Genomic DNA, 21,124 nt, shown 5'->3' with positions numbered 1-21,124 from the left:
GCTTTCTTTTGCCTACTTTTCTTTGCGGCGGCAAAGAAAAGTAGGTGCCGCCCCGCACAGGGGCGACGCGTGAAGCACGAAGGCAAAGCGCGGATGCCAACGAAAAAACCAAATCGACCCAAAGCGTCGAAGACAACACAAAAAAACCAAACCACTTACGCCGCAGTCGACTGCAACCTGGCCGTCCGTGCGGTCGGAAACCGCACAGTGAACGTACTCCCCCGCCCTTCCTCACTCTTAACCTCGAGCTGCGCATCATGCCGCTGCAGCACATGCTTGACGATAGCAAGCCCAAGCCCGGTACCACCCGTATCCCGCGACCGACTCCGATCAACGCGATAAAACCGCTCAGTCAACCGCGGAATATCCGCAGCAGGAATCCCGAGCCCGCTATCGGTCACACAGAACGTGGCCTGCCCGCCTTGAGCATGCCAGCTCACACTAATCGACCCGCCGTCAGGCGTATACCGAATCGCATTCGTAACGAGATTGCCAAACGCGCTGAGGATCTCCGTCTCGACGCCCGTCACAGTAAGCGCCTCGTCGGCGTCGAACGTAATCCGATGGCGTCCGCCAGAAAGACTCTGCGCATCGTCCTGCAAATGCCGCACCACCGCGCGCATATCGACCATCTGGCTGCTCGGCGGTTTGTTATCGCCTTCGAGCGTCGCGAGCACGAGCAGATCACTGACGATATGCTGCATCCGCTGCGCCTGCTGCATCATCAGATCCAGATACCGCACGCGTTCGCTCTCGTCGAGCGGCAACTCGCGCATCGTCTCGAGAAAACCGGACAGCACGGTCAACGGCGTCTTAAGTTCGTGCGATACATTCGCGACAAAGTCGCGGCGCATCGCGTCCGTGCGTTCCAGCTCCGTGATGTCCTGCGACAGCACCAGCTTGCGGTTCTCGCCGTACGGAAACACCTGCACGGAAATCACGTTCTGCCGCTTGTCGCCCATCCCGCGCATGATCAGCATCTCTTCATAGTGATGCGAATTCAGGTAACGGACGAAGTCGGGATGACGCACGAGATGCGTGATGTGCTGGCGCAGATCGCGTTTCGCATCGAGGCCGAAGTGCTCTTCGGAGATCGCGTTGCACCACTCGATCTGATCGTGATCGTCGAGCATCGCAACGCCGTTCGGCGACGCCTGGATCGCCTGAATGAAACGCGAGTGCTGCTGCTCGACCTGGCGCACCTGCGCGTGCCAGCGCTTCGCGAGCTTGTGCAGCCGGTAGTAGATTTCGCCCCAGATGCCTGGCGCGCTCGGCACTTCGCCATACACAGGCGCGTCGAGCAAACGCCACAGGCGCTGCTTGTGAAACGTGCTGAAAATGCCTTGCGCGAGCAGCGCGAGCACGGCAAGCGTCAACGCCGCCTTGGTGCTGACGAAAACACCGACTGCCGCGCATAGCACAGCGAGGAGCACAAGCGATACCAGGGAGCGCGCCCAGATGATGTTCATGTGTTCCTGCAACCTCGAAGACGAATCTGAAGACTACAGAGACAACAAAGCGCGCTGCGTTGACATGCCGCAGCGCGCTTCGTGTTTTTCGATCAGTTTACCTTATGCGCTCTTGGCCAGGCGATACCCACTGCCCCGCACCGTCTCGATCATCGCATCACAGCCGGCCGGCTTGAGCGCGGCGCGCAGACGCTTGATGTGCACGTCGACCGTGCGCTCTTCGACGAACACATGGTCGCCCCACACCTGATCGAGCAGCTGAGTGCGGCTGTGGACACGCTCCGGGTGCGTCATGAAGAAGTGCAGCAGACGGAATTCCGTCGGACCCAGATCGAGCTTGATCTCGTTGCCTTCCGCATGAGCCGCGACGCGATGCGTAGCCGGGTCGAGCTTCAGCCCGTTGATCGCGACGACGTCTTCCGTCAACTGCGGCGCGCGGCGGCGCAGCACCGCCTTGATGCGCGCCATCAGTTCCTTCGGCGAGAACGGCTTCGTCACGTAATCGTCGGCGCCGATCTCGAGGCCGAGCACCTTGTCCTGCTCGTCGCCGCGCGCCGTCAGCATGATGATGGGAATGTGCTTGGTGCGCTCGTTGTTGCGCAGGTCGCGCGCGAACGCAATACCCGATTTGCCCGGCAGCATCCAGTCGAGCAGCACGAGATCGGGAAGCACATCGCTGATCAGGTTCTGCGCCTGTTCGGCGTTGTACGCACGAATCGGACAATGGCCCGCGTGTTGCAAGTTGACCGAGATCAGCTCGGAAATAGCGGGTTCATCTTCGATAACGAGAATACTGCTGGGCATCTGCGCCTCTTGATAAACGGTATGCGATGAAAACGGTTTGCGTGAGCGGATAGACGCATCCGCTCACAGATCAACTCAGCATCAGCTGAGCGCCTCGCGTTCGAGCGCGTCGCGGCCCATGTGGCGCACGTCCGTGCCCTTCACCACGTAGATGATGAACTCGGCGATGTTCTTCGAGTGGTCGCCGATCCGCTCGATCGCCTTCGCGATGAACAGAAAGTCGAGCCCGACGGAGATCAGGCGCGGATCTTCCGTCATGTACGAAATCAGCTTGCGCACGAACGCGCGGAATTCCTCGTCGATCGCCTTGTCGTCGCGCACGATCTGCGCGGCCGCCACGGTGTCGAGGCGCGCGAACGCATCGAGCGCGCGGCGCAGGATGCTCACGGCCATATCGCCCGACAGCTTGATCTCGGCGATGTTGATCGTGCGCGATGCGCCGTCTTCCGACAGGCGCTTGGTGCGCTTGGCGATCTTCTCGGCTTCGTCGCCGGCGCGCTCGAGGTTCGTGATGGTCTTCGAGATCGCCATCACGAGGCGCAGGTCACGCGCCGTCGGCTGACGCCGCGCGATGATGTTGCTGCACTCTTCGTCGATCTCGACTTCCATCTGGTTCAGACGTTCTTCTGCGGCGATCACCTGATCGGCGATACCAGTGTCGAATTCGTTCAGCGCGTTCATCGCGGCGACGATCTGCGCCTCGACGAGGCCGCCCATTTCGAGCACCTTCGAAGACACGGCGTTCAGATCGGCGTCGAACTGGCTGGACAGGTGTTTGTCGGACATGTCGTACTCCCTAAGCTCGTGCGCTCAGCGCTTAGCCGAAACGGCCCGTGATGTAGTCTTCCGTTTCCTTGCGGACCGGCTTGATGAAGATCTTCTCGGTGTCGCCGAACTCGATCAGCTCACCCAGGTACATATAGGCAGTGTAGTCCGAACAACGCGCCGCCTGCTGCATGTTGTGCGTGACGATCACCACCGTATAGTCGCTCTTCAGTTCGGCGATCAGCTCTTCGATGCGCCCCGTCGAAATCGGGTCGAGCGCCGAGCACGGCTCGTCGAGCAACAGCACTTCCGGACGGATCGCAATGCCGCGCGCGATGCACAGACGCTGCTGCTGGCCGCCCGACAGACCGTAGCCGCTCTGGCCGAGCTTGTCCTTCACTTCATTCCACAGGGCCGCCTTGGTCAGGGCCCACTCGACGCGGTCGTCCATCTCCGAGCGCGACAGCGTTTCGAACATCTTCACGCCGAAAGCGATGTTGTCGTAGATCGACATCGGGAACGGCGTCGGCTTCTGGAACACCATGCCGATGCGCGCGCGCAGCAGCGAAATGTCGCGCTTCGTCGTGAGCAGGTTTTCGCCGTCCATCAGGATTTCGCCTTCGGCGCGTTGCTCCGGATAAAGCGCATACATCTTGTTGAACGTGCGCAGCAGCGTCGACTTGCCGCAACCCGACGGACCGATGAACGCGGTCACCTTGCCTTCGGGAATCTGCAGGTTGATGTTCTTCAGCGCGTGATACTTGCTGTAGAAGAAGTTCAGGTTGTTGACTTCGATCTTCGGGCGCGAGGGCGCTGCCGCTTGACCGCTCTGTGCCGGGTCGAAACCGGCGGGTGCCGCCGGGCGTTCGACGGGATTCAGGTGACTTTCTGCCATGTTCATCGGATCGCTCCGCCCTTACTTGTTCGAAAAGATCGTACGCGCGAGGATGTTGAGTCCCAACACTCCGAGCGTGATCAGGAAGACGCCAGCCCACGCGAGCGATTGCCACTGCGCAAACGGGCTCATCGCGAACTTGAAGATCGTGACCGGCAGGTTCGCAACCGGTTGATTCATGTCCAGCGTGAAGAATTGATTGGACAGCGCCGTGAAGAGCAGCGGTGCCGTTTCACCGGCGATACGCGCGATGGCCAGCAACACGCCCGTCACGATACCCGCCACCGACGCCTTCAGCGTGATCGACAGCACCATCTTCCACTTCGGCGTGCCGAGCGCGAAAGCCGCTTCACGCAGCGCGTTCGGCACGAGCTTCAGCATGTTCTCCGTGGTGCGGATCACGATGGGAACCTGCAGCAGCGCCAGCGAGATCACGCCTGCCCAGCCGCTGAAGTGGCCCATCTTGGCAACCACGAGCGCATACACGAACAGACCGACGACGATCGACGGCGCCGACAGCAGAATGTCGTTGATGAAGCGCGTGATGCTCGCGAGCCAGCCCTTCTGGCCGTACTCGGCGAGATACACACCCGCCATGATGCCGATCGGCGTGCCGACGAACGTGGCAATCACGACCAGCATCAGGCTGCCGACGATCGCGTTCGCGAGGCCGCCGCCGTCCGTGTTCGGTGGCGGCGTCGACTGCGTGAACAGTTCGATGGACAGGCCACCGATGCCAAGGCGCAGCGTCGTGTAGAGGATCCACACGAGCCACAGGAGGCCGAATGCCATTGCCGCGAGCGACATCGTCAGCGCGATCGCATTGGTGACTTTCCGGCGCTTTTGCAGCCGGGTGCGCATCGCTTCGAGCGCGACGCTGTCGTTGCTGCCCGGCATGTTCAACGAGGACTGGCTCATTTCGCGCCCTCCCCTTTCTCGAGGCGAAGCAGCATGATCTTCGAAATCGCCAGCACGATAAAGGTAATCACAAAAAGGATCAGGCCGAGTTCCATCAACGCGGCCGTATGCAGGCCGGGCGCGGCTTCCGCGAACTCGTTCGCGAGCGCCGACGTGATGCTGTTACCCGGCGAGAACAGCGACACGTTGTCGAGCAGATTCGTATTGCCGATCACAAACGTGACGGCCATCGTCTCGCCGAGCGCGCGGCCGAGGCCAAGCATCACGCCGCCGATCACACCCGTCTTCGTGAAAGGAAGCACGATCTTCCACATCACTTCCCAGGTCGTGCAGCCGATGCCGTATGCCGATTCCTTCAGCAGCACGGGCGTAACTTCGAACACGTCGCGCATCACGGAGGCGATGTACGGAATGATCATGATCGCGAGAATCACGCCCGCGCACAGAATGCCGATACCGATGGGCGCACCCTTGAACAGCGCGCCGATGATCGGCATGCCGCCAAGCAGCTTGCCGAGCGGCTTTTCGAAATACTCAGCGAAGATCGGCGCGAACACGAGCAGGCCCCACATGCCGTAGACGATCGACGGAATCGCGGCGAGCAGCTCGATCGCGATGCCGAGCGGCCGGCGCAGCCAGGCGGGCGATAGTTCGGTCAGAAAGAGCGCGATGCCGAAGCTCACGGGCACCGCGATGATGAGTGCAATGATCGACGTCGCAATCGTGCCGTAGATGGGCACCAGCGCGCCAAACTGCTCGGAAGGTGGATCCCAGTCGGCCGTCCACAGGAAGGCGAGGCCGAATTTCTGGATCGTCGGCAACGAGGCGACGAGCAACGACACGATAATGCCGCCGAGCAGCAGTAGCGTGACGATGGCGGAAAGCCGCGAAATGCCGCCGAAAATGACGTCGCCCGCGCGGCTGGGCGCTTTCTGCGTCGTACTACCGGGCGGAGTCGACCGGGCGCCGTCAGAAGTGAGAGGGAGGTCGGACATGGGAGCTGATAAACCTGTTTCCGGTTGCCGCATGGCGTATGCCAGACGGCCAGAACGATGGCCGCCGGGCTTCATCGAAGCCGGGCGGCCGGCCGCGCGCATCATCCAGATATCATGCGCGCGGTGCTTGCTGCTGTTGCCTGCTGTTGCTGCAAGTCGAGGATTACTCGGCGAGCGCCTTGCCCGATGCGTCCTTGACCTTTGCCTTCCACTGCGTCTTGATTTCCGACACGACCGATTCCGGCAGCGTGATGTAGTCCAGATCGTTCGCAGCCTGGCTGCCGTTCTTGAATGCCCAGTCGAAGAACTTCAGCGTTTCCGCGCCTTGCGGGCCCTTTTCCTGCGTCGTGTGCAGCAGCACGAACGTCGCGCCGACGATCGGCCATGCGTTCTTGCCCGGCTCGTTCGTCAGGATCTGGTAGAACGACTTCGACCAGTCAGCGCCGGCTGCCGCTGCCTTGAACGTTTCCGTCTTCGGCTCGACCACCGTGCCTGCCGAGTTCTTCAGGTCGACGTAGGTCATGTGGTTTTGCTTCGCGTATGCCCACTCCACATAGCCGATCGCGCCCGGCAGACGCTGCACGAATGCCGCGACGCCGTCGTTGCCCTTGCCGCCCGTGCCCGTCGGCCAGTTGACCGTCGAACCTTCACCGATCTTCGACTTCCACTCGGGGTTGACCTTCGACAGGTAGTTCGTCCAGATGAAGCTCGTGCCCGAGCCGTCAGCGCGGCGGACCACGGCGATGTCGGTATCCGGCAGCTTGACCTTCGGGTTCAGCGCGGCGATTTCCGGGTCGTTCCACTTCTTGACCTTGCCGAGGTAGATGTCGCCGAGCACTTCGCCCGACAGCGTGATTTCACCAGCCTTCACGCCCGGCACGTTGATAACGGGCACCACGCCGCCGACCACCGTCGGGAACTGGAACAGGCCTTCCTTCGCGAGTTCGTCGTCCTTCAGCGGAGCGTCCGAGCCTGCGAAGTCAACCGTCTTCGCGACGATCTGCTTGACGCCGCCCGACGAGCCGATGCCCTGATAGTTGACCTTGCCGCCGCCCGTCTTCTGGTAAGCATCTGCCCACTTCGTGTAGATCGGTGCTGCAAAGGTGCTGCCCGCGCCAGTGATATCGGCGGCTTGCGCTGCGATCGCGAAGAGAGCGCCAGCCATGCCAGCGAACGCGGTTTGCATCAGTTTCATGTTTTCTCCGTGGTTATGAGCGTGTGCAACGACACCGCGAAGAATAGTGGCCTATTGTGACAGTCACATGACTAATCGTGAACTTCGTGTGACAGTTCTATTACGGCCGTGAAAGGCGCTATGTCAGGGTTTCTACTGCGGAAGCAGATGTGCTTTGGATAGGCGGTTTTACGCTCGAAATCGGCCCGTCGCGAACGTTTGCGGGCTCGGGCGCTTAATCAGACGGTTGCGTGAAAAAAAGGGCGGCATAGAGCCGCCCTTCTCGTCGAAACGCTTCAGTCGCGACTCAGGTCGTCGCTTGCTTCACGACGTCCGCGATCGTTTCCGCATGATGCACGGCGTCCTTTTCTTGCGCGGCCTCGACCATCACGCGCAGGACGGGCTCAGTGCCCGACGCGCGGATCAGTACGCGCCCGCTGCCGTCGAGCGCGCCTTCCGCCTCACTGATCGCGCGGCGGATCGCGTCGCTGCCCTTCCAGTCCGCGCCCGGCTGCATCCGCACGTTGATCAGCTTCTGCGGGAACAGATTGACGCCTTCGAGCAGTTGCTCGAGCGACCGGCCGCTGCGCTGCATCGCTGCCAGCACCAGCAGCGCGGAGACGATACCGTCGCCCGTCGAATGGCGATCCAGCGACAGGATGTGGCCCGAACCTTCCGCGCCGAGTTCCCAGCCATGCTCGCGCAGTTGTTCCAGCACGTAGCGGTCGCCGACGGCGGCACGCACGAACTGCACGCCCACCTTCTTCAGCGCCACTTCGACAGCCATGTTGGTCATCAGCGTGCCCACTGCGCCTTCAACCTTGCCTTGCGTCGCGATCCGGTCCTGCACCAGCACGTACAGCAGCTCGTCGCCGTTGTAGAGCCGCCCGTTCGCGTCGACGACCTGCAGGCGGTCGGCGTCGCCATCGAGCGCGATGCCGAGATCCGCCTTGTTCGCGCGCACCGCGCGCACGAGCGCGTCGGGCGCCGTCGCACCGACGCCGTCGTTGATGTTGAAGCCGTTCGGCGATACGCCGATCGTGATCACGTCCGCACCGAGTTCATGGAACACTTGCGGCGCGACGTCGTACGCCGCGCCGTGCGCGCAGTCGACGACCAGCTTCATGCCGCGCAGATCGAACGCCTGCGGGAAGGTGCTCTTGCAGAACTCGATGTAACGGCCTGCCGCGTCGTCCAGACGTCGCGCCTTGCCGAGGCGCTCGGACGGCGCGCAATCGAGCGGCTTGTCCAGTTGCTCTTCGATCTGCAGTTCGACTTCGTCCGGCAGCTTGTTGCCGTCGGCGGAGAAGAACTTGATGCCGTTGTCGTAGTACGGATTGTGCGAGGCGCTGATCACCACACCCGCCGCAAGACGCAGTGCGCGCGTCAGATATGCGACGCCCGGCGTCGGCATCGGCCCCGCCAGCATCACGTCGACACCTGCCGCCGAGAAGCCCGACTCCAGCGCCGCTTCGAGCATGTAGCCCGACACACGCGTGTCCTTGCCGATCAGCACCGTAGGCCGCTTGCCCGTATTCGCCCAGGTGTCGGCGCCCGCGAGCACCTTGCCGGCTGCGTAGCCGAGCCGCAGCACAAAGTCAGGCGTGATCGGCGCTTCGCCGACCTTGCCTCGAATCCCATCCGTTCCGAAATATCGACGTGCCATATTGGAATTTTCCTCCCAAGCGTGGAGATCAGGCGCGCCGCGCTGCATCGCGCGTCGCCGCCCATACTTTTAGTGCATCCACCGTCTGCTCTACGTCATGCACGCGGATGATCGCCGCCCCCCGTTCAGCCGCGCATACGGCCGCCGCGACACTCGCCGCTACGCGTTGCCGCGCAGGCCTGTCCACGACAGCGCCCAGCATCGACTTGCGCGACATGCCGGCCAGAATGGGCAGCGGCGTGCCGACGATCGGCGCGGTCTGAGACAGGTGAGCGAGCAGCGCGTAATTATGCTCGACCGTCTTGCCAAATCCGAATCCTGGATCGACGCTGATGCGATTTTTCGCAACACCTGCGCTCATCATCGTATTGACACGTTCGTCGAGGAAGGCGCGGATCTCAGCGACGACGTCCGCGTAGGCGGGTTCGCCGACCTGCATCGTCTGCGGTTCGCCGAGCATATGCATCACGCACAGACCACATTGGCTGTCCTTCACGGCGTCGATCGCGCCGGGCATCCTGAAGCCCCAGATATCATTAATCAGATCAGCGCCGGCCGCCAGCGCATGGCGCATAACTTCAGGTTTATACGTGTCGACGGATACGGGAATACCTGCGTCGCTCAGTTCCTTGACTAGGGGTATCACGCGATCCAGCTCATCTTGGAGCGGTACGGGCGGCGCACCGGGCCGCGTCGACTCGCCGCCAATGTCGATGATGTCGGCGCCGTCGGCCAGCATCAGCTCCGCCTGCAGCCGCGCCTTGCTGGGCTCTGCGTACAGACCACCGTCGGAAAACGAATCGGGTGTGACATTCAGAATGCCCATCACGAGCGGGCGTTCGAACGTAAAGGTGAACCGGCCGCATTGCATCGGCTCTGGAATGGGATAAAGCGGGGAATTGGCGTTTGACACGAGACAGGACCGTACTACGAAGGCGAAGGGTTAAGAACGACCGCGAAACGACCGTATCGCGATCCGAGCAGCATTAGAAATGAAAACGGGCCGGTGTGAAAACACACCGGCCCGTAAAACACCTTTAACCGATCATCAGGTAGCCGGCGCGGTCGCGCTGCCAGGCTTCACTTCCGTGCCCGGGCTGCTGCCGCCCGATGCGTCGGTAGGCGACGGCGAGCTCTTCGGCGAGCGCGGCGGACGGCCAGCCATGATGTCGTTGATCTGATCGGCGTCGATCGTTTCCCACTCCATCAGTGCTGCGGTCATCGCCTCGACCTTGTCGCGATTTGCGTCGAGCAAGCGCTTCGCGAGGTTGTACTGGTCGTCCAGCACGCGACGGATTTCCGCGTCGACCTTCTGCTGCGTCGCTTCCGAAATGGTGCGCGTGAAGCCCCGGCCGAACGGCGACGCATCGTTCTCGTCGTCGACGTAGACCATCGGTCCCAACGCGTCGGTCATACCGAAGCGAGCCACCATCGCACGCGCGGTGGCCGTCGCCTTGTTGAAGTCGTCGGATGCGCCCGTGCTGATCAGGTTCAGGAACAGCTCTTCCGCCACGCGCCCGCCGAACAGGATGGCCAGACGGTCGAGCAGGTAATCCTTCGAATACGTTTCGTTGTCGTGCTCCGGCAACTGCCACGTCACGCCCAACGCACGACCGCGCGGGATGATCGTGACCTTGTGCACCGGGTCCGCCTTCGGCAGCAGCTTGGCGATCACCGCATGGCCGGACTCGTGGTAAGCCGTCGCGCGCTTCGCGTCTTCGCGGATCACGGCCGACTTGCGCTCCGGACCCATGAAGATCTTGTCCTTCGCGTCCTCGAAGTCCTGCATTTCGACGATGCGCTTGCCGCGACGCGCGGCGAACAGCGCCGCTTCGTTCACGAGGTTCGCCAGATCGGCGCCCGAGAAGCCCGGCGTGCCACGCGCGATCACTGCCGCGTCGACGTCGTTCGAGATCGGTACCTTGCGCAAGTGCACCTTCATGATGTGCTCGCGGCCACGGATATCCGGCAAACCGACATACACCTGACGGTCGAAACGGCCCGGACGCAGCAGCGCCTTGTCCAGCACGTCCGAACGGTTCGTCGCGGCGATCACGATCACACCCGAGTTCGCTTCGAAGCCGTCCATCTCGACGAGCATCTGGTTCAGCGTCTGTTCGCGCTCGTCGTTGCCGCCGCCCATGCCGGCGCCGCGATGACGGCCGACCGCGTCGATTTCGTCGATGAACACGATGCAAGGCGCATGCTTCTTCGCCTGCTCGAACATGTCACGCACACGAGCCGCGCCAACGCCGACGAACATTTCGACGAAGTCCGAACCCGAGATGCTGAAGAACGGCACCTTCGCCTCACCAGCGATAGCGCGCGCGAGCAACGTCTTACCGGTTCCTGGCGGACCAACCAGCAGCACACCGCGTGGAATGCGGCCGCCGAGCTTCTGGAACTTCTGCGGATCGCGCAGGAAGTCGACCAGTTCGGACACTTCTTCCTTGGCCTCGTCGCAGCCGGCGACATCCGAGAAATTGATTGCGTTGTTGTTCTCATCGATCAGACGCGCACGGGATTTACCGAACGAGAACGCACCACCTTTCCCGCCTCCCTGCATCTGTCTCATCATGTAGAACCAAAACCCGATGATCAGGATGGTTGGCCCGAGGTAATACAACGCGGACACCAGCGCGTTCGGCTCGTCATCCGCCTTGCCGCTGACCTGCACGCCATACTTCATCAGGTCGCCGACCATCCAGATGTCGCCCGGCGACACGATCTGATACTTCTGACCGTCGGCCGGCGTCACCGTGAGGTTGCGCCCCTGAACGATCACGCTCTTGACCTTGCCGCTTTTCGCGTCGTCCATGAACTGCGAATACGAAACGCCTTCCTGGACACGGGGCTTGTCGAACTGCTTGAACACCGTAAACAGCACCAGTGCGATCACCAGCCACACTGCTGCTTTCGAAAACATGTTGTTGTTCAAAGCACCACTCCTTCACTCATAGACAAGCGCCTACATTTGCCTTGCGGCACCACTCAGGCATTCTAATCCAGTCCGAAGACCCCTGCCATAAGCATTCGCTACCGCATAAATAGCGTACCGCGCAACCTCAGCGCTCTTATTTTCCGGCGTGCCGGAAATGCGGGCTTACATATCACTGCACCCGTTTTTAACGGGGTCGCTTCAGATGCCTTCCCAGAATAAACGTCTCGGAGGATTTGTCCCGAGACGCCTTCGGTTTGCGAGCGGCCACCGTCTTAAACTGATGCTTGAACTTTTCGACAATCTGGCTGTAACCGCTGCCGTGAAAGCATTTAACTAAAAGGGCACCATCAGGTTTGAGGTGGTTTTGCGAAAACTCCAGCGCGAGATCGCACACATGCTCGATTCGCGCGGCATCCGCCACCCCCACTCCCGACAGGTTGGGCGCCATATCCGAAATTACAAGATCGACATCGCGCTCTCCGACCACTTCTTCCAGTTGTTCGAGAACATTGTCCTCGCGGAAGTCGCCCTGAATGAAATGAACGTCGGCGATCGGCTCCATCGGCAGCAGGTCGAGCGCGATGATTGTGCCGTCGATCCCGCCGTCCCGCTGTGCGTCGCGGTGCTTGCCCTGCGCGAGCTTGTTGCGTACGTACTGGCTCCAGCTGCCGGGCGCCGCGCCCAGATCGACGATGACCTGACCCGGCCGGATCAGCTTGTCCTGCTCGTCGATTTCCTTCAGCTTGTAGGCTGCGCGGGCGCGATAGCCCTCCCGCTGTGCCATTTTCACGTACGGATCGTTGATGTGGTCGTGCAGCCACGACGTGTTGAACTTGTTTTTTGCCATTAAACGTTGAACTCTTGCTACGTAATGCCGCGCTTTTAGCGGATAATACGCGTTTAATTCGCGCGGCTGCAGCCAAAGGCCGCCTTCCGCGCTCGTGATTCTGCTGGTAGTCCGCGCTGCCGTCGCCGCTGCCATCGCACCTGGCGCCGGCCTTGATGCCGGATTCATCGCCCGCAGTTGCCTAACCGCAGTTTCCTGATTTTTCGCGCACCGCCTGCTGTTCCGCCGGATCGCCGGTTTGCCGGACCACCGGTCCCTGCTCGCGGGCGTCGCCATTTTAGTCGAGTCCTCTACTTCTCATGCCAGCCCTCAAAGTTTCTTCCGAACAACGCGCCGAATTGCGCTCCCAGGCTCACGCGCTCAAGCCGGTCGTGATCGTCGGCGCCGAAGGGCTGACCGATGCCGTGCTGACTGAAATCAAGGTCCATCTTAAAGCGCACCAGCTGATCAAGATCCGTGTGTTCGGCGACGAGCGCGAAGAGCGCATCGCCATCTACGACGAAATCTGCGATCGCCTGAGTGCGGCGCCGATCCAGCATATCGGCAAGCTGCTCGTCATCTGGAAGCCGGAAAAGGTGGCCACCGAGCGCGCTCCCGCCGCCACGAAAGCGAAGCGCGGCGCGCTGCCGAGCGTCCGTGAGGCCCTCGGCGATGCACCGGCGGGCAAAGGACGCGCGCCTCGCGTCGTGAAGGTCGTCAAGCCGTCCGAAAATCCGCTGCGCAAGCCAAAAGCGCAGAAACTGGTGGTGCGCGGCAACGAGCGCGTCACCGCGGGCGGCAACATCAAGAAAGCGAAGAAACGCCAGACCAGCGCAAAGCGCATGCATCAGACGTCGAAGTAAAACGGGCGTCGCGCGGAAAACCGGTTTGATATTTGGACTGGGCCGCGCCGACCGAAGAGAATTTACCGGGCGCCGCGCCTCGTGCGGCGATCCGTCGCGTACTTGAGTGCTGTCGAGCCAAGCTACTCGCCCACGCGGACGCGATCAGCGTCGATACGCTATCCCGCCGTCCGGCCAGCGACGCGTCCCGCGCCTCGCTCCACGGCGATGCCCGTTCCCGCCGGCAGCTTCCACACGAGCACGATGCCCAACAGGCTTTCGATCAGATAGAACACGCTCGACACGCCGTGCAGCATGCCAAAGCGGCTTGCATAAACAGAGTGGCCGACATCCGTGCCGGCTTCCTGTGCGGCGACGCGCAGCGCATTCATGAACGGTTGCAGCGCAAAGTAGCCGACCAGCACGCACACCAGCATGCCGGCAATCAGCCAGCGCAGACGCCGATACGCATCGCCGCCACGGCGGACCAGCACGTTGCACAGCGCAAGCAGCAGCACGCCGCACACCACGCCGATCACGCCTTCGATGCGAAACAGTTGCGCCGCGACCGCGCCCGCCGTCACCCGGTCGAGCGACGTGAACAGCACGGGCGCCACAGCATAGCCAATGGTCAGCAAGCTGCCGATCCAAACGACCGTCAAGAGGCGGAACAGGCGATGCGGCATCGAAGACACGGCAGCCGCCTCAGATGTAACGGACCGCGATGATTTCGTACTCGCGCACGCCGCCCGGTGCCTGCACCGACGCGACATCGCCTTCCGTCTTGCCGATCAGCGCGCGCGCGATCGGCGAGCTGACGGAAATCAGGCCGTGCTCGAGATCGGCTTCGTCATCGCCGACAATTTGATAGGTAACCGAAGCACCCGAACCCAGATCTTCCAGATCGACCGTCGCGGCGAACACAACGCGGCCTTCCGCGTCGAGTGCGGACGGATCGATGATTTGCGCGCCCGCCAGCTTCGATTCGATTTCAGCGATGCGGCCTTCGATAAAGCCCTGCTTCTCTTTCGCAGCGTCGTACTCGGCGTTTTCCGACAGATCGCCCTGGGCGCGCGCTTCCGAGATCGAGTTGATGACAGACGGACGCTCAACCGATTTCAGGCGCTGCAATTCGTCGCGCAGTTGGTCTGCGCCGCGCTTCGTCAATGGAATAGTGCTCATAAACAACTCTTTGGCAAAAGACAGCCACAAAAAAAATCACCGCGGTTAAGTGCATCCCGCTACGGTGCGCAAACGTGGCACAAAGCCCGATCTGACACCTTAGGGACGCCGCTTAACCGCGGCACTTACGACTTGGACAGGAAACTGAAGCCTTAGTTTAGGCGAGCATGGAGGCCTTGTAAATCATAGACTTCCAGGTCCTTCAGATAACGCAGGCCTTCGACGGCGGCACGCGCGCCCGACATCGTCGTGTAGTACGTGACCTTGTTCGCCTGCGCGCTCATGCGGATCGAACGCGAATCGGCGATGGCTGCACGCGTTTCGTCGACGGTCGTGAAGACGAGTGCGATCTCGCCGTTCTTGATCATATCGACGATGTGCGGACGGCCGTCCTTCACCTTGTTGACGACCTTCACCGGAACGCCCGCCGCTTCGATCGCCGCCGCCGTGCCCTTCGTCGCGACGAGCGGATAGCCCAACTCATGCAGCATACGCGCGACTTCGACGGCCTTCGGCTTGTCGGCGTCCATCACGGTCAACAGCACGGTGCCCGTCTCCGGCAGACGCGAACCCGCTGCGAGCTGCGACTTGAAAAGCGCCTCGCCGAAGGTTTGGCCCACGCCCATCACTTCACCCGTCGAACGCATTTCGGGTCCGAGCACCGGGTCGACAGTCGGGAACTTGACGAACGGGAACACCGCTTCCTTCACGCTGAAGTACGGCGGGATGACTTCCTTCGTCACGCCCTGCTGGGCGAGCTTCTGGCCGACCATTGCGCGCGCCGCGATCTTCGCGAGCGGCAGGCTGGTCGCCTTCGACACGTACGGCACCGTACGCGAAGCGCGCGGGTTCACTTCGAGCACGTAGATGACGTCCAGCTTCGAACCGTCAGCCTGCGGCACCTGCTGGATCGCGAACTGCACGTTCATCAAGCCGATCACGTTCAGCGCCTTTGCCATCGCGCCCGTCTGGCGCTTGAGTTCAGCGACGGTTTCCTTCGACAGCGAGTACGGCGGCAGCGAGCAAGCCGAGTCGCCCGAGTGCACGCCTGCCTGCTCGATGTGTTCCATCACGCCGCCGATGAACACCGTGTCGCCGTCCGAGATGCAGTCCACGTCGCATTCGATCGCGTCGTTCAGGAAGCGGTCCAGCAACACGGGCGAATCGTTCGACACCTTCACGGCCTCGCGCATATAGCGCTCGAGGTCGCGCGGCTCGTGGACGATTTCCATCGCGCGGCCGCCGAGCACGTATGACGGACGCACGACAAGCGGATAACCGATTTCGTCGGCGAGCTTGAGCGCTTCGTCTTCCGCGCGCGCGGTGCGGTTCGGCGGCTGACGCAGACCGAGGTCCTGCAGCAGCTTCTGGAAACGCTCGCGGTCTTCTGCGGCGTCGATCATGTCCGGCGACGTGCCGACGATGGGCACGCCGTTCGCCTCGAGATCGAGCGCGAGCTTCAGCGGCGTCTGGCCGCCGTACTGGACGATCACGCCGAGCGGCTTTTCCTTGTCGACGATTTCGAGCACGTCTTCGAGCGTCAGCGGCTCGAAGTACAGACGGTCCGACGTGTCGTAGTCGGTCGAAACGGTTTCAGGGTTGCAGTTGACCATGATCGTTTCGTAGCCGTCTTCGCGCATGGCGAGCGCGGCATGCACGCAGCAGTAGTCGAACTCGATGCCCTGGCCGATCCGGTTCGGGCCGCCGCCCAGCACCATGATCTTCTTGTTGTTCGTCGGGTTCGCTTCGCACTCTTCTTCGTACGTCGAGTACATGTAGGCCGTCTTCGTCGCGAACTCGGCCGCGCAGGTATCGACGCGCTTGTACACGGGGCGCACGTTCAGTTCGATACGGCGCTTGCGCACGTCGGCGCCCGTCGCGCCGATCAGCTTCGCAAGGCGGCGATCCGAGAAGCCGCTCTGCTTCAGATAAATCAGCTCTTCTTTCGTGAGGCTCGCGAGCGTGCGGCCTTCGAGCGCCTTTTCCTTGCGGACGATCTCTTCGATCTGCGCGAGGAACCACGGGTCGATCGCCGTTTCCTCGAAGATTTCCTGTTGCGTCAGACCGAGGCGGAACGCGTCACCGACATACCAGATGCGGTCCGGACCGGCTTCGCCGATCTCGCGGATCACTTCATCGCGGCTCGTGGTCTTTTCGTCCAGACCGTCGACGCCGACTTCCAGACCGCGCAGCGCCTTCTGGAACGATTCCTGGAACGTGCGGCCGATCGCCATCACTTCGCCGACCGACTTCATCTGCGTGGTCAGACGCGGATCGGCTTCACGGAATTTCTCGAACGCAAAACGCGGAATCTTCGTGACGACGTAATCGATGGTCGGTTCGAACGATGCCGGCGTCTGACCGCCCGTGATTTCGTTCTTCAGTTCGTCCAGCGTGTAGCCGACTGCCAGCTTCGCCGCGACCTTCGCGATCGGGAAGCCCGTCGCCTTCGACGCCAAAGCCGACGAACGCGACACGCGCGGGTTCATTTCGATCACGATCATCCGGCCATCGACGGGATTGATCGAGAACTGCACGTTCGAGCCGCCCGTATCGACGCCGATCTCGCGCAGCACCGCGAGCGATGCGTTACGCAGGATCTGATATTCCTTGTCGGTGAGCGTCTGCGCCGGCGCGACGGTAATCGAGTCGCCCGTGTGGATGCCCATCGGGTCGAGGTTTTCGATCGAGCAGACGATGATGCAGTTGTCCTTTTTATCGCGGACCACTTCCATCTCGTACTCTTTCCAGCCGAGCAGCGATTCTTCGATCAGCAGTTCGCGCGTCGGCGACAGATCGAGACCGCGCTTGCAGATTTCTTCGAATTCTTCGCGGTTATACGCGATGCCACCGCCCGAGCCGCCGAGCGTGAACGACGGACGGATCACGATCGGGTAGCCGCCGCCACCCGTGAACGCCGCGATTTCCGCTTGCACCTGCAACGCTTCTTCCATCGAATGCGCGATGCCCGACTTCGCCGAGCCGAGGCCGATCTTCGTCATCGCGTCCTTGAACTTCTGACGGTCTTCAGCCTTGTCGATCGCTTCCGGCGACGCGCCGATCAATTCCACCTTGTACTTTTCCAGCACGCCGTGGTGATGCAGATCGAGCGCGCAGTTCAGCGCGGTCTGGCCGCCCATCGTCGGCAGGATCGCGTCCGGGCGCTCCTTCGCGATGATGCGCTCGACCACTTCCCACGTGATCGGCTCGATGTAGGTGACGTCGGCCGTGTTCGGGTCGGTCATGATCGTCGCCGGATTGCTGTTGACGAGAATGACCTTGTAGCCTTCCTCACGCAGCGCCTTGCACGCCTGCGCGCCCGAGTAGTCGAACTCGCACGCCTGGCCGATGATGATCGGACCCGCGCCGATAATGAGGATGCTCTTGATGTCTGTCCGCTTGGGCATAACGCTCTCGCTAATGTATTCCTGAGTTCTTACTGTTGGCGCGCCGGCGGTGTGCCGTTCGGGCCGGCCCGTATGGGCTGTGCCGAACGGCGTCGCGGGGCGCGCTTTCTTCCGTCGCTGCTTGTGCGAGCGCTTGCTTACGCCGCGGCCGACTTGCTGCCCTTCGCCTCGTCCATCAACGCGGTGAAGCGGTCGAACAGATAGGCGATGTCATTCGGACCGGGCGATGCTTCCGGGTGGCCCTGAAAGCAGAATGCCGGCTTGTCCGTCAGCGCGAAGCCTTGCAGCGTGCCGTCGAACAGCGACACGTGCGTCACCTTCGCATTAGCGGGCAGCGTGTCGGCGTCGACCGCGAAGCCGTGGTTCTGCGACGTGATCACGACGCGGCCGTCCCCGAGGTCCTTCACGGGATGATTCGCGCCGTGGTGGCCCGTCTTCATCTTCATCGTCTTCGCGCCGACGGCGAGACCCATGATCTGATGGCCAAGGCAGATACCGAACGTCGGAATGCCACTCTCGATGAATTCGCGCGTCGCAGCGATCGCGTAATCGCACGGTTCGGGGTCGCCGGGGCCGTTCGACAGGAAGATGCCGTCCGGATTCAGCGCGAGCGCGTCAGCCGCCGTGGCTTGCGCCGGCAGCACCGTGACCTGGCAGCCGCGTTCCGCGAGCATCCGCAGAATGTTGTACTTCACGCCGAAGTCGAACGCGACGACGCGGTAGCGCGGCGTGTTCTGCATGCCGTAGCCGCTGCCCAGGCGCCATTCCGTCTGCTTCCATTCGTACGGCTTTTGCGTCGATACGACCTTCGCGAGGTCCATGCCCGCGAGGCCGGGGAACGAGCGCGCGAGTTCGATTGCCTGCGCTTCGTCATCCGAGCCGGCGAGAATCGCGCCGTTTTGCGCGCCCTTGTCGCGCAGCACGCGCGTGAGCTTGCGGGTGTCGATACCGGCGATCGCGACAACGCCTTCCGCCTTCAGGTAATCCGGGAGCGTGCGCTCCATGCGGAAATTCGACGCGAGAACAGGCAGATCACGGATGATCAGGCCGGCGGCATGGACTTTCGTGGCTTCGACATCTTCGGCGTTCACACCAACATTGCCGATGTGCGGATACGTCAGCGTGACGATCTGGCGCGCGTAGCTGGGGTCGGTCAGGATTTCCTGATAGCCGGTGATGGCCGTATTGAAGACGACTTCACCGATCGTATGACCGGGCGCGCCGATCGAGTAACCACGAAAGACCGTGCCGTCGGCGAGCGCGAGCAGAGCGGGAGAAAATGACGGCAACACGGGAGACTCCTTGGGGAGCACCCTGTTGCCGACCTGTCTATCCGACCGTGCGGGCCGCGGCGAGGCGCATCATTCGATGCGCGCGCAGGCTCGCTCGCGTTGTCGCTGTTCGCGGAGGGTCGCATCGGGCGCCGCGGAGCTCGCAGTCGGCCCATTGTGTAGGCGAACTGGCTGGTTGCGGGCCGCTGGCGACAGTAGCCGGGAGGTTTCACTCATGAAAAACAACCGGGACTACAACGAAACGCGGCGGATGAACGGTATGGGAGAGGTAGGCGCTAGGGTGCGGGTTGATAAGCTCAAACCTTGAAATTATAGCCTGAAATGACCCTTCTCTTCAAATCCGAGATGGGCGATGGCGCGGCGAAGCTGGCATCGTCAGGCGCTCGGGGCGCAATCAGCTTGCCGCGCAAGCCGCCTGGCGGGCCCTTCACCGTGTATCAGGATATGCCCGGCAGCTTACGGCTGATGTTCTGCGTGCACGTGCGCCGGACTTCTGGCCAGCACACGGCTCGGCAGCACGTACCAGATGGCGCTCGCCAGTTGCAGTGCAACGAGAATGCCCCACGCGGTCAGATGCGCGGCGGGTGGATAGTGACCGTCGACGGGTGTCCAGCGCGACAGCACGGCGCCGACGCCAATCTGGAAGCCGAAGATCAGCAGAAAAATGATCAGCGTCAGCGTCGTATTTGCGCGTCCGATCAGATGTTGCGGAAAATGGCGCGCGAGCACCGCATAACTCAGAATGCCGACGCCGCCGAAAATCCCATAAGCCGCCCACAGCAATCCCGCGGGCAGCGGCGCACGCAACATGATCAGCAGTTGCGTGATGACGAAAAGCACCATGCCGATGCCGCAAAACGCATACAGCGACAGCCCACGCCGCTCCATGCTGCGCGCCGCCGCGCCGAAGCCGACGCAGCCGGCCATCATCGCGAAACCGAGCACCGACACGAACGCAGCCGCTTCATGCGACTGGAAGCCCGACACGTCGCGCAACCAGGCGCCCACCCACAGCGACTGCATTGCGTAGAACACGCCTTGCGTGACGACCGAAAACGACGCGATCTTCCAGAACGCCGCACTGCGCAGGATATGCCACGTGCCCTTGAACTGGCTGACGAGGCTGGCCTGATGGTGCGTCTCCTTGGTTTCGGGCGCGAACGCCCATAGCATCGCCGCCACGATGATCGTGAGAATGACGAGCCCAAAACAGACGGCGCGCCAGCTTGCAAAGGTCAGCAGCCACGTCAGCGGCGAACCGACCACGACGCCGCCCAGACCGCCGACGGCCATCACGAGCCCATTGATCAGCGGCAGGCGCGCCGCCGGGAAATGCTGCGCCAGCGCCTTGAACGCGCCGCCCAGGCACACCGACACGCCGACGCCGATCAGCAGCCGCCCGATCATCATTGTCCCGACGCCGTGCGCCACACCGAATACGCCAATGCCTGCGGCGGCGAACAGCAGCATCCCCGCCGTCACGCGACGCGCGCCGTAGTGATCAAGCAGTACACCGGCAGGCAGTTGCGCGCCTGCGAAGCCGAGAAAGTAAAGGCTCGTCAGCAGACCTAGATCGGCGGCCGTCAAGCCGAGCTCGTGCGTGATCAGCGGCGCGAAACCGAGATTCACGCCACGAAACACGTACGAGACGAAATAACCGGCGGAGAACAGGAGAAAAACACGAAGCGGCGTCGAGAACATGAGGCGTCAGCGAGTTGGCCAGGCGGGCCCGAGGGTGAACGATAGCCCAATCATGTCCATCGTGGTGCAAGACCGCGCATCGCGTACGGGCTCCCGTATGGGTCCGCGTATGGGTCCGCGTATGGGTTCCCGTAGGGAAACGTCGGTCGAAATGAAAAACGCCGTCACCTCAGGTGACGGCGTCAAGGAAAACGAGGAGAGATCGGAGCGCACTTCATACGCTGCCCCCGCAGCGCATGTTCGGTCA

The 21,124-nt window shown here is 62.1% G+C and carries 17 protein-coding genes; 1 reads left to right on the top strand and 16 read right to left on the bottom strand.

Annotated features, from left to right (window positions below; all coding sequences use genetic code 11):
- Window positions 1-155 precede the first annotated feature (155 nt).
- The 11 genes from phoR to C2L64_RS04860 form a co-directional block, all read right to left on the bottom strand.
- Entirely contained in the window at window positions 156-1,469 is a 1,314-nt protein-coding gene (gene phoR, locus C2L64_RS04915) for a phosphate regulon sensor histidine kinase PhoR (RefSeq protein ID WP_090835752.1), read from the bottom strand.
- A gap of 102 nt (window positions 1,470-1,571) precedes the next feature.
- Window positions 1,572-2,273: a phosphate regulon transcriptional regulator PhoB gene (gene phoB / locus C2L64_RS04910; RefSeq protein WP_007748110.1), complete on the bottom strand. Its 702-nt coding sequence runs from the start codon at window positions 2,271-2,273 to the stop codon at window positions 1,572-1,574.
- A gap of 81 nt (window positions 2,274-2,354) precedes the next feature.
- Window positions 2,355-3,059 carry a phosphate signaling complex protein PhoU gene (gene phoU / locus C2L64_RS04905; RefSeq protein ID WP_007748108.1) on the bottom strand — a complete coding sequence of 235 codons (705 nt, stop codon included), beginning with the start codon at window positions 3,057-3,059 and terminating at the stop codon, window positions 2,355-2,357.
- A gap of 31 nt (window positions 3,060-3,090) precedes the next feature.
- Complete coding sequence (gene pstB, locus C2L64_RS04900; RefSeq protein ID WP_007748105.1) at window positions 3,091-3,939, bottom strand: phosphate ABC transporter ATP-binding protein PstB; 849 nt, start codon at window positions 3,937-3,939, stop codon at window positions 3,091-3,093.
- Between the two features lie 15 nt (window positions 3,940-3,954).
- On the bottom strand, window positions 3,955-4,851 hold the full coding sequence (pstA, locus tag C2L64_RS04895; protein WP_086917243.1) for a phosphate ABC transporter permease PstA: 897 nt from the start codon (window positions 4,849-4,851) through the stop codon (window positions 3,955-3,957).
- On the bottom strand, window positions 4,848-5,846 hold the full coding sequence (pstC, locus tag C2L64_RS04890) for a phosphate ABC transporter permease PstC (protein ID WP_090835753.1): 999 nt from the start codon (window positions 5,844-5,846) through the stop codon (window positions 4,848-4,850). Before pstC ends, pstA begins: the two co-directional genes overlap by 4 nt.
- Before the next feature lie 163 nt (window positions 5,847-6,009).
- On the bottom strand, window positions 6,010-7,041 hold the full coding sequence (gene pstS, locus C2L64_RS04885) for a phosphate ABC transporter substrate-binding protein PstS (RefSeq protein ID WP_007748098.1): 1,032 nt from the start codon (window positions 7,039-7,041) through the stop codon (window positions 6,010-6,012).
- A gap of 286 nt (window positions 7,042-7,327) precedes the next feature.
- The gene (gene glmM, locus C2L64_RS04875; protein WP_007748096.1) at window positions 7,328-8,686 is read right to left on the bottom strand and encodes a phosphoglucosamine mutase; all 1,359 of its coding nucleotides are present in this window, start codon (window positions 8,684-8,686) and stop codon (window positions 7,328-7,330) included.
- Between the two features lie 28 nt (window positions 8,687-8,714).
- Complete coding sequence (folP, locus tag C2L64_RS04870; protein ID WP_090835754.1) at window positions 8,715-9,557, bottom strand: dihydropteroate synthase; 843 nt, start codon at window positions 9,555-9,557, stop codon at window positions 8,715-8,717.
- Between the two features lie 177 nt (window positions 9,558-9,734).
- On the bottom strand, window positions 9,735-11,624 hold the full coding sequence (ftsH, locus tag C2L64_RS04865) for an ATP-dependent zinc metalloprotease FtsH (RefSeq protein WP_007748092.1): 1,890 nt from the start codon (window positions 11,622-11,624) through the stop codon (window positions 9,735-9,737).
- Window positions 11,625-11,811: 187 nt separating this feature from the next.
- Window positions 11,812-12,474 carry an RlmE family RNA methyltransferase gene (locus tag C2L64_RS04860; RefSeq protein ID WP_079499980.1) on the bottom strand — a complete coding sequence of 221 codons (663 nt, stop codon included), beginning with the start codon at window positions 12,472-12,474 and terminating at the stop codon, window positions 11,812-11,814.
- A gap of 299 nt (window positions 12,475-12,773) precedes the next feature.
- Here C2L64_RS04860 and C2L64_RS04855 point away from each other — a divergent pair, with 299 nt between their 5' ends.
- Window positions 12,774-13,316: a YhbY family RNA-binding protein gene (locus tag C2L64_RS04855; protein ID WP_090835755.1), complete on the top strand. Its 543-nt coding sequence runs from the start codon at window positions 12,774-12,776 to the stop codon at window positions 13,314-13,316.
- Between the two features lie 158 nt (window positions 13,317-13,474).
- On the opposite strand, the gene C2L64_RS04850 is transcribed toward C2L64_RS04855, so the two are convergent.
- The 5 genes from C2L64_RS04850 to C2L64_RS04830 form a co-directional block, all read right to left on the bottom strand.
- Window positions 13,475-13,981: a DUF4149 domain-containing protein gene (locus C2L64_RS04850; protein WP_009770796.1), complete on the bottom strand. Its 507-nt coding sequence runs from the start codon at window positions 13,979-13,981 to the stop codon at window positions 13,475-13,477.
- Between the two features lie 19 nt (window positions 13,982-14,000).
- Window positions 14,001-14,477: a transcription elongation factor GreA gene (gene greA / locus C2L64_RS04845; RefSeq protein ID WP_007748062.1), complete on the bottom strand. Its 477-nt coding sequence runs from the start codon at window positions 14,475-14,477 to the stop codon at window positions 14,001-14,003.
- Between the two features lie 152 nt (window positions 14,478-14,629).
- Entirely contained in the window at window positions 14,630-17,884 is a 3,255-nt protein-coding gene (gene carB, locus C2L64_RS04840; RefSeq protein ID WP_090835756.1) for a carbamoyl-phosphate synthase large subunit, read from the bottom strand.
- A 137-nt stretch (window positions 17,885-18,021) separates the two neighbouring features.
- Window positions 18,022-19,176: a glutamine-hydrolyzing carbamoyl-phosphate synthase small subunit gene (carA, locus tag C2L64_RS04835; RefSeq protein WP_090835757.1), complete on the bottom strand. Its 1,155-nt coding sequence runs from the start codon at window positions 19,174-19,176 to the stop codon at window positions 18,022-18,024.
- 456 nt (window positions 19,177-19,632) lie between these two features.
- A complete protein-coding gene (locus tag C2L64_RS04830) occupies window positions 19,633-20,877 on the bottom strand; it encodes an MFS transporter (RefSeq protein WP_090835758.1) in 1,245 nt (414 codons plus the stop codon).
- Window positions 20,878-21,124: the final 247 nt, after the last annotated feature.

It is taken from the genome of Paraburkholderia hospita (assembly GCF_002902965.1).
Lineage (GTDB): Bacteria > Pseudomonadota > Gammaproteobacteria > Burkholderiales > Burkholderiaceae > Paraburkholderia > Paraburkholderia hospita.
Note: the sequence above shows the minus strand (reverse complement) of the source record. Positions and strands in the feature narration are given on the sequence as shown.

Bases quoted from the DNA above. Each gene is read 5' to 3' on its own strand.
- phoR (WP_090835752.1), bottom strand. From the start codon at position 1,469: ATGAACATCATCTGGGCGCGCTCCCTGGTATCGCTTGTGCTCCTCGCT.
- C2L64_RS04855 (WP_090835755.1), top strand. From the start codon at position 12,774: ATGCCAGCCCTCAAAGTTTCTTCCGAACAACGCGCCGAATTGCGCTCC.
- C2L64_RS04860 (WP_079499980.1), bottom strand. From the start codon at position 12,474: ATGGCAAAAAACAAGTTCAACACGTCGTGGCTGCACGACCACATCAAC.
- phoB (WP_007748110.1), bottom strand. From the start codon at position 2,273: ATGCCCAGCAGTATTCTCGTTATCGAAGATGAACCCGCTATTTCCGAG.
- C2L64_RS04830 (WP_090835758.1), bottom strand. From the start codon at position 20,877: ATGTTCTCGACGCCGCTTCGTGTTTTTCTCCTGTTCTCCGCCGGTTAT.
- pstS (WP_007748098.1), bottom strand. From the start codon at position 7,041: ATGAAACTGATGCAAACCGCGTTCGCTGGCATGGCTGGCGCTCTCTTC.
- greA (WP_007748062.1), bottom strand. From the start codon at position 14,477: ATGAGCACTATTCCATTGACGAAGCGCGGCGCAGACCAACTGCGCGAC.
- folP (WP_090835754.1), bottom strand. From the start codon at position 9,557: ATGCAATGCGGCCGGTTCACCTTTACGTTCGAACGCCCGCTCGTGATG.
- glmM (WP_007748096.1), bottom strand. From the start codon at position 8,686: ATGGCACGTCGATATTTCGGAACGGATGGGATTCGAGGCAAGGTCGGC.
- pstA (WP_086917243.1), bottom strand. From the start codon at position 4,851: ATGAGCCAGTCCTCGTTGAACATGCCGGGCAGCAACGACAGCGTCGCG.
- C2L64_RS04850 (WP_009770796.1), bottom strand. From the start codon at position 13,981: ATGCCGCATCGCCTGTTCCGCCTCTTGACGGTCGTTTGGATCGGCAGC.
- pstB (WP_007748105.1), bottom strand. From the start codon at position 3,939: ATGAACATGGCAGAAAGTCACCTGAATCCCGTCGAACGCCCGGCGGCA.
- pstC (WP_090835753.1), bottom strand. From the start codon at position 5,846: ATGTCCGACCTCCCTCTCACTTCTGACGGCGCCCGGTCGACTCCGCCC.
- phoU (WP_007748108.1), bottom strand. From the start codon at position 3,059: ATGTCCGACAAACACCTGTCCAGCCAGTTCGACGCCGATCTGAACGCC.
- carB (WP_090835756.1), bottom strand. From the start codon at position 17,884: ATGCCCAAGCGGACAGACATCAAGAGCATCCTCATTATCGGCGCGGGT.